Here is a 13,001-nt window from a genome sequence, read left to right as displayed (position 1 = left end):
CCCTCTTGATACAGCGCGGCGAGGTATTAGCCGAACGGGTGACGCAGCACGATGGTTTCGTTACGGTCAGGACCGGTCGAAATGATATCGATAGGCGCGCCAACCAGCTCTTCGACGCGCTTGATGTAGGCGCGAGCGGCTGCAGGCAACTCTTCCAGGGTCTTGGCACCCAGCGTGGATTCGCTCCAGCCAGGCATCTGCTCGTAGACCGGACGCAGACCCAGGTAGCTGTCGGCGTCAGTAGGTGCGTCGATGACCGCGCCTTCTTCGTTCTCGTAGCCGACGCAGATGTTGATGGTCTCAAGACCGTCAAGCACGTCCAGCTTGGTCAGGCACAGGCCCGAGATGCTGTTGATTTCGATGGCGCGACGCAGGATGACGGCATCGAACCAGCCGCAACGACGAGCGCGACCGGTGGTAGCGCCGAACTCGTGGCCACGCTTGGCCAGGAAAGCACCGACATCGTCGAACAGCTCGGTCGGGAACGGACCCGAACCCACACGCGTGGTGTAGGCCTTGGTGATGCCCAGAATGTAATCCAGGTACATCGGACCAAAACCCGAACCGGTAGCGATACCGCCAGCAGTGGTGTTGGAGCTGGTGACGTACGGATAAGTACCGTGGTCGATGTCCAGCAACGAACCCTGGGCACCTTCGAACATGATGTCCTTGCCGTCGCGACGCATTTCATGCAGCGCAGCGGTGACGTCGAGCATCAGCGGCTTGAGCAGATCGGCATATTCCATGCACTCGTCGAGTGTCTTCTGGAAGTCGATGGCAGGCTCTTTGTAGTAATTGACCAGCACGAAGTTGTGGTAGTCAAGCAGCTCGCCCAGCTTGGCCGCGAAGCGTTCGCGATGGAACAGGTCGCCAATGCGCAGACCGCGACGCGCAACCTTGTCTTCGTAAGCCGGGCCGATACCACGACCGGTGGTGCCGATCTTGAATTCGCCGCGGGCTTTTTCACGCGCCTGGTCCAGTGCAACATGGTACGACAGGATCAGCGGGCAGGACGGGCTGATGCGCAGACGCTCACGCACCGGAATGCCTTTCTCTTCCAGCTTGATGATTTCGCGCAGGAGCGCGTCGGGAGCAACCACTACACCGTTACCGATCAGGCACTGCACGCCTTCGCGCAGTACACCGGACGGAATCAGGTGCAATACGGTTTTCTCACCGTCGATCACCAGTGTGTGACCAGCGTTGTGGCCACCCTGATAGCGAACTACGGCGGTAGCATGTTCGGTCAGCAGATCAACGATCTTGCCTTTGCCCTCATCACCCCATTGAGTGCCCAGGACTACGACATTCTTACCCATAACACTTGTCCTCATTCACGCAAACTTGGTGCCGGCGGCGGCCGGCAGGAATACTCAAGAAGCCAGCGGCATTACCTGCCAGTGCTCGCCATGCTGAATCAATTGCCGGTCACAGTCGGCTTCACGCGCGGCGCTCGCCTGCTGCCCAGGCAAAGCCTGAACCACACGCTGACCTTCACTGCGCAACTGGCAAACCATCTGCCAGAGTGCCGCATCCGTACTGTCCGGCACCCAGATGCCACCAGACGGTAAGACGATTTCTGCCTGCCCCAGGGTTACCAGGGTTTTCAGGTCGGTGGAAAAGCCGGTCGCCGGACGGGCGCGGCCGAAGTCGGCGCCGATGTCATCGTAACGACCGCCCTGCGCGATCGACTGGCCCACGCCCGGCACGAACACCGCAAACACCACACCGGTGTGGTAGTGATAGCCACGCAACTCGCCGAGATCGAAGTACAGCGGCAACTGCGGGAAACGCGCAGCCAGACGCTCGGCTATTGCCAGTAAGTCGTCCAGCGCGGCCAGCACCGGCGCAGGTGCGCCAGCCAGACGATCACGCGCCGCGTCCAGCACCTCACGACCACCACACAGATCAACCAGCGCGCGCAGCATTGTTGCGAGCTCTTGCGGGAGATCGGCGGTCAGGGCAACCACTTCATCAATGGCCTTGCGCTGCAGTGCATCGAACAACTGCTGCTCGACTTCTCCCGACAGGCCAGCGGCACGCGCCAGACCACGGTAGATGCCGACATGCCCAAGGTCCATGTGCACATCCGGCACATCGGCCAGTTGCAGCATGGCCAGCATCAGACTGATGACTTCGACGTCACTGCTCGGGCTGGCATCGCCGTACAGCTCGGCGCCCAGTTGAATGGGGCTGCGCGAGGAGGACAGTGCGCGCGGCTGGGCGTGCAGAACGCTGCCCGCATAGCACAGACGGCTCGGGCCTTCACGCTTGAGGGTGTGAGCATCGATGCGTGCAACCTGCGGCGTGATGTCGGCGCGAAAGCCCATCTGCCGGCCCGATTGCGGGTCGATAACCTTGAAGGTGCGCAGGTCCAGATCCGAACCCGCGCCAGTCAGCAGGGATTCGAGATACTCGATATGCGGGGTGACGACAAACTCATAGCCCCAGCTCTGAAACAGATCCAACACCTGACGGCGCGCTACTTCAATGCGCGCCGCTTCCGGTGGCAGTACTTCTTCGATGCCATCTGGTAGCAGCCAGCGGTCGACCGTTGCCATTACGCCATTCCCCTGTGATCCAGGCGGCCAGCCTACAGGCCAGCCTTGAGTGAAGCAGAAAGTGGTGCGCTGTATGACGGGCACGACAAATGCCCGAGACAGGTCTTGCAGACCACTTTCCTCGAAAAATCTTGCCGTGCTCTGATTCAGATACGGCCAATCAATCGTGCAGACGCAAAAAAGCCGGGAATTTCCCGGCTGCCGCATGATACACACGTTTCACCGTACGTTCACCCCACCGGGCGGTTTTGCCGCCCGGCGGGTGATTAATTACGGCTTGGCTTTTTCCAGATAGCGAAAGAATTCGCTGTTCGGATCGAGCACCATCACGTCGCTCTTGTTCGCAAAGCTTTCACGGTAGGCGCGCAGGCTGCGATAAAACGCGTAGAACTCCTGGTCCTGACCATATGCCTTGGAGTAGATCGCGGCAGCCTGGGCATCACCATCACCACGCGCTTCTTCCGACTCGCGATAGGCTTCTGCCAGCAACACACGACGCTGACGATCGGCGTCGGCACGAATGCCTTCAGCCAGCTCGTTACCCTTGGCACGGTGCTCGCGAGCTTCACGCTCACGCTCGGTGCTCATACGCTCGAAAACGCTGCGATTCACTTCCTTCGGCAGGTCGATGGCCTTGACCCGGACATCAACAACTTCGATACCCAGCTCTTTCTCGGCCATGCGGTTCAGCGAACCGGTGATATCAGCCATCAGCGCATCACGCTCACCCGACACGACTTCGTGCAGGGTGCGCTTGCCGAACTGGTCACGCAGGCCCGACTCCAGACGACGCGAAAGACGCTCGTCGGCAATCTGCTTGAGGCCGGAAGTCGCGGTGTAGAAACGCTCCGCATCCTTCACACGCCACTTGGCGTAGGCATCGACCATGACCGCTTTCTTTTCCAGCGTCAGGAAACGCTGGGTCGGTGCATCGAGGGTCAGCAAACGACCGTCGAACTTGCGCACCTGGTTCACATAAGGAACCTTCACATGCAGACCCGGCTGAACGTCCGCCTGGACCACACGACCGAATTGCAGCAGAACCGCGCGCTCGGTCTGGGACACTATGTAAAAGCTGTTCCAGGCGATGACTGCCAGTACCACGCCGACAATAAGGGTGATCAGTGATTTGTTACTCATCAGCGAGTCTCCCTGGTACGTACTTCACCACGCTGCTGAGCCTCATTCGCCCGGGCAGCGGCGGCAGCAGCGGCAGCATCATTAGCCGACTGCGATGGCGTACCTGAATTGGAGCCATTGCCGTTACTGCTGCGGCTGCTCTCGATCATCTTGTCGAGCGGCAGATAAAGCAGATTGTTCTGCCCCTTGTCGCCGGTCACGAGAACCTTGCTGGTGTTGCTGAAGACTTCCTGCATGGTGTCCAGATACAGACGCTGGCGGGTAACTTCAGGAGCCTTGCGGTACTCGGCAACCAGTTTGGTAAAGCGATCCGCCTCACCCTTGGCGCGCGAAACCACTTCATCGCGGTAGCCGTTGGCATCCTCAAGAATGCGCTGAGCCTGACCACGGGCTTCCGGAATCACGCCATTGGCATAGCTTTCGGCCTGATTGCGTGCACGCTGCTCGTCTTCACGGGCGCGGATCACGTCATCGAACGCTTCCTGCACTTCACGCGGTGCCGCGGCGCTCTGTACGTTCACCTGAGTGACGGTGATGCCGGTGCGGTAGGTATCGAGGAAGCGTTGCAGACGCTCCTTGATTTCGCTGGCCATCAGTTCACGACCTTCAGTCAGCACCTGATCCATTGCCGTGGAACCCACGACATGGCGCAGCGCACTTTCAGTGGCGTGCTGCAGGCTGATTTCAGGCTGATCGACGTTCAGGACGAAGTCCTGCAGGTTGCTGATCTTGTATTGCACGGTCAGCGGCACTTCGACGATGTTCTCGTCTTCGGTGAGCATCTGGCCCTGCTTGCTGTAGGCACGCTCGCGAGTCACGTTTTCCATGTACTTGCGATCGAACGGCGGGAAGTAGATGTTGAGACCCGGCCCTACGGTTTCGTGGTATTGACCGAAACGCAGCACGACAGCCTGCTCTTGCTCGTCAACAACATAGATAGCGCTGTAGAGCCAGAAAGCGACGAGCACGACCAGGCCGATACCGAGCAAGCCAAAGCCACCGCCCTTGCCTGAACCGCCACCACTGCCGCCGCCATCGCTGCCGCGTTTGTTACCGCCGCCGAACAACCCCTTCAGGCTTTCCTGCAGCTTACGGAAGGCCTCGTCGAGATCAGGTGGTCCCTTGCGGTCGCCGCCACGGCGTTTGCCACCCCAGGGATCTTGATTATTCGAGTTGCCACCCGGCTCATTCCAAGCCATAGCGCTCTCCATCTGATAAAGCAAAGACGCGCCCGCGGCGCGCCGACCAATGCTACAGAATGCTCGCGAAAGCCGTACAACGGCTTTCTCGTGCTTTTATTGCAAAGTGTGTTGCTCGATGAACTCCAGCGGCTGCAATCCTTCGCGACTCACCAGTCGATTGAGTTCAACGCGCGGCAGCCGTACAGCCAACACGCTCGCACCTTCCTCGTCATGCGTTTCGCTCTGCACCGCACCCAATTCGAAAAACTGGGCACGCAGCCGGGCAAGACTCTGAGGCAAAAGCAGCGTACCGACAAACAGGTCGTCGCCGAGCAGTTCGGCGATGGCCTGCTTGAGCAGATCCAGCCCTCGACCATCGCGGGCAGACACCCAGACACGCTGCGGCTTGCCATCGGCATCCCGCTGTATCTGAGGCTCCACGCCTTCAAGCAGATCGAGTTTGTTATAGACCTCAAGGATCGGCAAGCCCTCGGCACCGATCTCACCGAGCACGGCCATGACCTGCTCGATCTGCGACATGCGGTCAGGCTCGTGGGAGTCGATCACATGCAGCAGTAAATCGGAGTTGCTCGACTCTTCAAGCGTCGCTCGAAAGGCTTCTACCAGTTTGTGCGGCAGATGGCGAATGAAGCCTACGGTATCGGCCAGCACGATAGGGCCCAGATCATCGAGCTGCAGACGACGCAAGGTCGGATCGAGCGTGGCGAACAACTGGTCCGCCGCAAACACATCCGAATCGGTCACCGAGTTGAAAAGGGTCGATTTACCGGCGTTGGTATACCCCACCAGAGAAACCGAAGGGATATCGGCGCGACGGCGTCCACGACGTGCCTGATCGCGCTGGCTGCGAACCTTCTCCAGCCGCCCTTTGATCTGCCGCAGGCGAACCCGCAGAAGACGTCGGTCGGTTTCGAGCTGGGTTTCGCCTGGGCCGCGCAGGCCGATACCACCTTTCTGACGCTCAAGGTGAGTCCAGCCACGGACCAGACGCGTACTCATATGCTCAAGCTGGGCCAGTTCGACCTGAAGCTTGCCTTCGTGGGTACGTGCACGCTGCGCAAAGATATCGAGGATCAGACCCGTACGATCAAGCACGCGGCACTCGAAAACGCGTTCGAGGTTACGTTCCTGACTGGGCGTGAGGGTGTGATTGAAGATAACGAGATCAGCCTGTTCGGCCTTGACCTGGTCGCGAAGCTCCTCGACCTTGCCAGAGCCAATCAGGTATTTGGCCGATGGCCGATGACGCGGCACGTTGATAAACGCAACGGTATCGGCACCGGCCGATATGGCCAGCTCCTGAAACTCCTGCGGATCTTCGCGCGCCTCAGGGTCCTGACCATCCAGATGAACGAGAATTGCACGTTCACCACCACTGTGGCGCTCAAAGAACAAGGCAGACTCCTATCAGGCGTTACCTGGCTCGGCGTCTGCGCCGTCAGCGTCGGTAGCGCTGGGAAGGCGAATCGGGCGAACCGGTACGACGGTGGAAATGGCGTGTTTGTAGACCATCTGGCTGACAGTATTCTTCAGCAAAATGACGAACTGGTCGAAAGACTCGATCGTGCCCTGCAGCTTGATACCGTTGACCAGGTAGATCGATACCCCGACCTTCTCTTTTCGCAAGGTATTCAAGTAAGGGTCTTGTAGCGAATGCCCTTTTGACATGTGCCGCACTCCTTTAAGGATCAATAAATAATAAATCGAATTCGATTGGCTTACCGGCCACCCCCCAAGGATAGACGGCTATTGCAGGGACTCAGCTCAATATGGAGACCGATCCCAGGTATTTCAAGGCGCGCGACAGATTGTCGCTGGCCAGACTGTCCAGCCAGTGCAAATCCTCCCAGCTGCGTAGCCAGGTGAACTGCCTTTTGGCCAACTGGCGCGTTGCAATAATGCCGCGCTCCTGCATTTCATCCCGCGTCAGCTTCCCATCCAGGTGATCCCAGACCTGGCGATAACCGACGGCTCTTATCGAGGGCAACCCGGAATGCAGGTCGCCTCTTGAGCGCAATGCCAGTACTTCGTCCAGAAACCCCTGATCCAGCATTTGCTCAAAACGTAGCGCGATGCGTTGGTGCAGCACCTTGCGATCAGCCGGAGCGATGGCAAGGTTCGCGACAGTATAGGGCAATTGCTGACGCCCTGATGCCGCCGCTTCGGTACTTTGCGCAGTTTGTTGCTCGCGGTGTGCCGTCATGCTCATTCCGCTGACCCGATACACCTCGAGCGCCCTGATCAGTCGTTGCGGATCATTGGGGTGAATGCGCGCCGCCGAAACGGGGTCGACCACCGCCAATTGATCGTGCAATGACTGCCAGCCATAGGCCTGTGCATCAGCTTTAAGCTGTGCCCTTACCTGCGCATCGGCAGCCGGCATATCCGCCAGCCCGTGCAATAGAGCCTTGAAATACAACATAGTGCCGCCGACCAGCAAAGGAATATTTCCGCGCGCGGTAATTTCCGCCATGGCCGCCAGTGCGTCGCTGCGAAAATCGGCTGCGGAGTAGCTTTGCGCTGGGTCGAGGATGTCGATCAGACGGTGTGGATATTCAGCCAGCTGTGCTTTTGAAGGCTTGGCGGTGCCGATGTCCATGCCGCGATAGACCAACGCCGAATCGACGCTGATCAGCTCGCAAGGCAGCACTTTGCTCAGTTCTATCGCAAGGTCGGTCTTGCCTGCTGCGGTAGGCCCCATGAGAAAGATGGCCGGAGGTAAAGCATTCATTCATTGACCGCGCAGGAATAATTTATCCAGGTCATTGAGACCCATCTGGGTCCAGGTAGGACGACCGTGGTTACATTGCCCGCTGCGCTCGGTGTTTTCCATGTCACGCAACAGGCCGTTCATTTCCGGGATGGCCAGCCGCCGATTGGCACGAATCGCGCCGTGACAGGCCATGGTCCCGAGCAACTCGTTCATGTGTGCCTGCACCCGGTCGCTGGTGCCGTACTCCATCAGATCCGCCAGCACATCGCTGACCAGCCGATTGGCCTCGGCCTGCTTGAGCAACGCAGGGATCTGGCGGATCGCCAGGGTTTCCGGGCCAAGCCGCTGCAGCTCGAAGCCCAGGCGCTGAAACGTCGCGATATGTTCTTCGGCGCAGTCCGCTTCACGCTGGCTGACCGCGAGAGATTCGGGCACCAGCAATGGCTGACCACTCAGGCCTTCATTGGCCATCGCTATTTTCAGGCGCTCGTACATGATTCGCTCGTGGGCGGCGTGCATGTCCACCAGCACCAGCCCGTGAGCGTTTTCAGCGAGGATGTAGATACCTTTGAGCTGCGCCAGCGCATAACCCAGCGGCGGGATATCGCCGGGCGACTCCGGCAGCGACGAGGGCGCGGTGCTGGGCAGCGGTGCGAAGAATTCACGGTAGGCACTTTGCGCTTCGGCCACCGGCACGCAAGAGGTGGGCCGAGGCGTATATTGATACTGATAACCGCTGCCAGCGCCGCCACCGGCAGCAGGTCGGGCAAAAGGCTCGCCCTGCGGCTGTTCCAGCACGTTATTGGCCAGACGCATTTCACCCTGCGGCCCGAACTCACCGGCCTCAGGCCCGGTAGGCCGAGGCTCGACGGCGACCGGTACGCTGCCGCCCAGCTGGTTTTCCGGGCGCACATCACCCAATGCACGGTGCAGGGTGCCATAAAGGAAGTCATGCACCATGCGCCCGTCGCGAAAGCGTACTTCATGCTTGGTCGGGTGAACGTTGACGTCTACAGCAGCCGGGTCGACCTCGAAAAACAGCACGAACGTGGGGTGACGGCCATTGAACAACACGTCGCGATACGCCTGACGCACCGCATGAGCGACCAGTTTGTCGCGCACCGCACGCCCGTTTACGAAGAAATATTGCAGGTCGGCCTGGCTGCGCGAAAATGTCGGCAGCCCTACCCAGCCCCACAGATGAAGGCCGTTGCGTTCGATCTCGATAGGCAGCGCCTGCTCCAGGAAGCCCGGCCCGCAGATCGCCGAGACACGTCGTGCTCTGGAAGTGTCGTCATGCGCTTCATGCAGGCTCAGCACGGTCTTGCCGTTGTGACGCAAATGGAAGGCCACGTCGAAACGTGCCAGCGCCATGCGCTTGATGACTTCCTGCAGGTGATCGAATTCGGTTTTTTCGGCCTTGAGAAACTTGCGCCGGGCAGGCGTGTTGAAGAACAGATCGCGCACTTCAACGGAGGTGCCTACCGGATGCGCTGCTGGCTGGACGCGCGGTGCCATGTCACGGCCTTCGGTCTCCACCTGCCAGGCCTGATCGGCGTCGCGGGTGCGCGAGGTCAGCGTCAGGCGCGCCACGGAGCTGATCGAAGCCAGGGCCTCGCCGCGAAACCCTAGGCTCATGACGCGCTCGAGGTCCTCCAGATCGCGAATCTTGCTGGTGGCATGTCGCGCCAGCGCCAGTGGCAGGTCATCCGAGGAAATACCGCCACCGTCGTCACGCACTTTCAGCAGCTTGATACCGGCCTGCTCTACATCGACATCTATGCGCCGCGCGCCGGAATCAAGGCTGTTTTCCAGCAGCTCCTTGATAACCGACGCTGGACGCTCGACGACTTCGCCAGCCGCAATCTGGTTGGCCAGACGCGGGCTTAGCAATTCGATGCGCGCAGCGTTCAGGACAGTCTGAGCGTTATCGGCTTCGGTGCCGTCGAGCAGAAGATCGGTCATTGCTGAGTCGCCACCTCGGAACTTGGAATTCGCAGATCCTGGCCAATCTTCAATTCATCGGTTTTCAGATTGTTGGCGCTGCGCAGCGTGGCAATGTTCATGTCATAGCGCGCCGCGAGCATGGCCAGGGTTTCGCCGGAGCGGACCACATGGTTGCGTGGCCCTTGAGCCAACTTGCCGTTGTCACGCAGCCAGGCAATATAAGTGCCCTGTGGCGGGTTCTGCTGGAAGAACTGCTTTACCCCGGAGTTGATCGAACGCGCCAACGCCTGCTGGTGCGACGCAGAACTCAGCTTGTTGGCTTCGTTGGCGTTGGAGATAAAGCCGGTTTCCACCAGAATCGACGGGATATCCGGCGACTTGAGCACCATGAAACCTGCCTGCTCGACGCGCGATTTGTGCAGCGAGGTGACGCGGCCAATATTGCTCAGCACTTTCTGGCCTACGTTCAGGCTAGACGACAGCGAAGCGGTCATGGACAAGTCCAGCAACACCCCGGCGAGCATGCGGTCCTTGTCGTCGAGGCTTACCGCACCGGCACCACCGATCAGGTCGGAACGGTTTTCACTGTCCGCCAGCCAGCGTGCGGTTTCGGAGGTCGCACCGCGATCAGACAAGGCGAACACCGAAGCGCCAAACGCCGCGGTGGACGGCGCAGCGTCGGCGTGAATGGACACAAACAGGTCGGCCCCCTTGGAGCGGGCGATCTCGGTACGTTTGCGCAACGGAATAAAGTAGTCACCGGTCCGCGTCAGTTCAGCGCGGTAGCCTTTCTCGGCGTTGACCTGGCGCTGCAGTTCCTTGGCGATCGACAGCACCACGTTTTTCTCTTTCTGCCCGGCACCGCCGGAGGCACCCGGGTCTTCACCGCCGTGCCCGGCATCGATCACCACGACAATGTCGCGCTTGCCATTGGGCACCGGGGTCAGCTTGATTTCAGGCTTGGCCGGGCTGACCGGGACAGCGGGCGCGGTATTGGCGGCAGTATCCGGGATCACTGGTGTCGGGTTGGCATCTGCGGCGTTATCGAACAGGTCGACCACCAGACGGTTGCCATACTGCTGGTTCGGCGCAAGCGTAAAGCTTTTGGGCGTCACCGCCTTTTTCAGGTCGATGACCACGCGCAGATCGGTCGGCGTGCGCTGGGCAGAGCGCATGCTGCTGATCGGCGTATTGGCTGTCGATACATTCAGCGGACCACCGAGTGTCGCGCCATTGATATCGATCACCAGACGATCAGGTGAAGTCAGTGTGAATACGCTGTGCTGGACAGGCCCGGACAGGTCGAATACCAGACGTGTGTTGTCCGGTGCTCGCCATAAGCGGACACTTTTTACTTGCGTAGCGGCAACCGCCTCGACAGCCAGGGCCATCAGCAGCAGACCAACTACAGTAACCAGCGCGCGCATGCGCATACCTAACCCCATATCTATTTGAATTCCAAAGCCAAAGTGGCACACCAGCGTTCGCCACGCGAGCCCAGCGGGCTCAATATCACGGACCGACCTTCTCCGTGCGGGCCAATGGTAATGGTCAGGTCAGGCTTTGGCAAAAAGCCTGCACCACGCTGGGGCCATTCAATCAGACAAAGTGCATCGCCGTCGAAGTAATCACGCACCCCCATGTACTCAAGCTCTTCGGGATCGACCAGACGATAAAGGTCAAAGTGAAAGACCCGTATGGCACCTATTTCGTAGGGCTCGACCAGCGTGAAAGTAGGACTCTTGACAGCCCCGGCATGCCCGAACCCGCGAATCATTCCCCGCGAAAGAGTGGTTTTTCCAGCGCCCAGATCGCCATCGAGAAAGATGACGCCCACGCCTTCGGTAACTGCGGCCAGGCGTGCACCAAAATTCATCATGGCCTCTTCGCCAACCACATGCAGCGTTAAATCAGACACGGTTGCAGCTCCTCCAATAACTGACGAATGGCAGGAATAATATCGCTGGCCGCCAGCCCGCGACCGTATTCACCGACTTTCTGACCGGCGCTTGCGTGCAGCCACACCGCCAGACAGGCCGCATCGAATGGCGTTAGATGCTGCGCCAGCAGCGCACCGATCAACCCGGCCAACACGTCACCCAGTCCGGCGGTGGCCATGGCCGGATGACCACGGTCGCACAACGCCAGTTGCCCGCTCGCATCGGCGATCAGGCTGCCGGAGCCCTTAAGCACACAGACCGTATCGAACTTACGCGCCAGCGCCCGCACAGCAGCGGCCCGGTCAGCCTGAACGTCCTTGATGCCAACGCCCAGCAAACGCGCGGCCTCTCCCGGATGCGGGGTGATGACGCAGCCTTTGGGCAGACTCACCAGACCGGCGGCCAGCATATTCAGAGCATCGGCATCCCACACTTGGGGCCGCTCGGCGTTGGCAGCAGCCGACAGCAGGCTGCGCCCCCAGGACGCCTGCCCCAGGCCGGGCCCGACCACCAATACGCTGGCCGGCTCGATCAACGCCATCAACTGGTTAGCCGAGCGAATGGCCGCACTCATGATTTCCGGCATGCGCGTCAGGGCGGCCGGAATATGTTCGGCGCGGGTCGCCAGCGTCAGCATGCCCGCCCCGCTGCGCAAGGCGCTTTCGGCGCTGAGCAAGGCAGCACCGCCAAAACCGTGATCGCCACCGATGACCAGCACTCGGCCGAACATGCCTTTATGAGCAGTACGCGGACGCGGTGCCAGCGTCGGCAGACTGGATGCGCTCAGACGCTTCGCGCTGACCGGCACCTGCGCAACCAGCGCAGGGTCGGCGCGTAAATCATCAAACACCAGCTCGCCCACCAGGTCCGCCGCATCGCCCGTCAACAAGCCCAGTTTGAGGCCTATGAAGGTAACGGTCACATCGGCACGCACCGCCACGCCCAGCGCTTGGCCGGTGTCTGCACTCAAGCCCGACGGGATGTCCACGGCGGCGACCGGCAGGCCGCTGGCATTGATCGCCTTGATGGCCGAAACATAGGGCTCGCGCACTTCGCCGTTGAGCCCGGTGCCGAGCAAGGCATCCAGCACCACGCCGCTCAGCGGTTGTCCGGCCCATGCCTGAGTGTCGATGCCGGAAGCTGCCGCGTGCGCCGAAGCGGCATCACCGGTCAATGCAGCCGGGTCGCCGACAGCCAGCACCCTGACTTGCCAGCCTGCCTTGTGCGCCAGCGCGGCCACCAGATACCCGTCACCGGCGTTGTTGCCACGCCCGGCCAACACGGTCAGTTCATTGGCCTGCGGCCAGCGTCGGAGTATCGTCCGCCATAGCGCCTGGGCAGCGCGCAGCATCAATTCCAGGCCTGGCGTACCGGCAGCAATCAGCCGTGCATCGAGGTCGCGGACCTGCGCAGCGCTGTACAGCGCGTCGGGTAAATGAGGTTTCGTGTCGAACATGCGTCTATAGGCTCCGATGTCTGGCAGAATTATACGCACCTT

General features: G+C 60.3%; 11 protein-coding genes. All 11 read right to left on the bottom strand.

Annotation, left to right across the window (positions count from 1 at the left end):
- Positions 1–26 precede the first annotated feature (26 nt).
- On the bottom strand, positions 27–1,319 hold the full coding sequence (locus RYB66_RS25930) for an adenylosuccinate synthase (protein ID WP_002551824.1): 1,293 nt from the start codon (positions 1,317–1,319) through the stop codon (positions 27–29).
- 54 nt (positions 1,320–1,373) lie between these two features.
- Positions 1,374–2,561 (bottom strand): ATP phosphoribosyltransferase regulatory subunit, encoded by a 1,188-nt coding sequence (locus RYB66_RS25925; RefSeq protein ID WP_005778895.1) that lies wholly within the window; start codon positions 2,559–2,561, stop codon positions 1,374–1,376.
- Between the two features lie 270 nt (positions 2,562–2,831).
- Positions 2,832–3,701, bottom strand: coding sequence for a protease modulator HflC (gene hflC / locus RYB66_RS25920; protein WP_002551822.1), 870 nt, complete (start codon positions 3,699–3,701; stop codon positions 2,832–2,834).
- Positions 3,701–4,900: an FtsH protease activity modulator HflK gene (gene hflK, locus RYB66_RS25915; protein ID WP_002551821.1), complete on the bottom strand. Its 1,200-nt coding sequence runs from the start codon at positions 4,898–4,900 to the stop codon at positions 3,701–3,703. The genes hflC and hflK overlap by 1 nt, the downstream gene beginning before the upstream one ends.
- A 96-nt stretch (positions 4,901–4,996) precedes the next feature.
- Complete coding sequence (gene hflX, locus RYB66_RS25910; RefSeq protein WP_002551820.1) at positions 4,997–6,298, bottom strand: ribosome rescue GTPase HflX; 1,302 nt, start codon at positions 6,296–6,298, stop codon at positions 4,997–4,999.
- A gap of 12 nt (positions 6,299–6,310) precedes the next feature.
- Positions 6,311–6,571: an RNA chaperone Hfq gene (gene hfq / locus RYB66_RS25905; protein ID WP_002551819.1), complete on the bottom strand. Its 261-nt coding sequence runs from the start codon at positions 6,569–6,571 to the stop codon at positions 6,311–6,313.
- Between the two features lie 91 nt (positions 6,572–6,662).
- Positions 6,663–7,634: a tRNA (adenosine(37)-N6)-dimethylallyltransferase MiaA gene (miaA, locus tag RYB66_RS25900; RefSeq protein ID WP_316895834.1), complete on the bottom strand. Its 972-nt coding sequence runs from the start codon at positions 7,632–7,634 to the stop codon at positions 6,663–6,665.
- Positions 7,635–9,581 carry a DNA mismatch repair endonuclease MutL gene (gene mutL, locus RYB66_RS25895; RefSeq protein ID WP_316895833.1) on the bottom strand — a complete coding sequence of 649 codons (1,947 nt, stop codon included), beginning with the start codon at positions 9,579–9,581 and terminating at the stop codon, positions 7,635–7,637.
- Positions 9,578–11,008 carry an N-acetylmuramoyl-L-alanine amidase gene (locus RYB66_RS25890; protein WP_197710600.1) on the bottom strand — a complete coding sequence of 477 codons (1,431 nt, stop codon included), beginning with the start codon at positions 11,006–11,008 and terminating at the stop codon, positions 9,578–9,580. The genes mutL and RYB66_RS25890 overlap by 4 nt, the downstream gene beginning before the upstream one ends.
- 2 nt (positions 11,009–11,010) lie before the next feature.
- Positions 11,011–11,439 carry a tRNA (adenosine(37)-N6)-threonylcarbamoyltransferase complex ATPase subunit type 1 TsaE gene (tsaE, locus tag RYB66_RS25885; RefSeq protein WP_220273530.1) on the bottom strand — a complete coding sequence of 143 codons (429 nt, stop codon included), beginning with the start codon at positions 11,437–11,439 and terminating at the stop codon, positions 11,011–11,013.
- Between the two features lie 29 nt (positions 11,440–11,468).
- Entirely contained in the window at positions 11,469–12,959 is a 1,491-nt protein-coding gene (locus RYB66_RS25880) for a bifunctional ADP-dependent NAD(P)H-hydrate dehydratase/NAD(P)H-hydrate epimerase (RefSeq protein WP_005742995.1), read from the bottom strand.
- Between the last annotated feature and the right edge of the window lie 42 nt (positions 12,960–13,001).

Source organism: Pseudomonas syringae group sp. 243L2, from assembly GCF_032587875.1.
In the GTDB taxonomy this organism is placed as follows: domain Bacteria; phylum Pseudomonadota; class Gammaproteobacteria; order Pseudomonadales; family Pseudomonadaceae; genus Aquipseudomonas; species Aquipseudomonas amygdali.
This window is presented reverse-complemented; position numbering and strand designations above follow the sequence as displayed.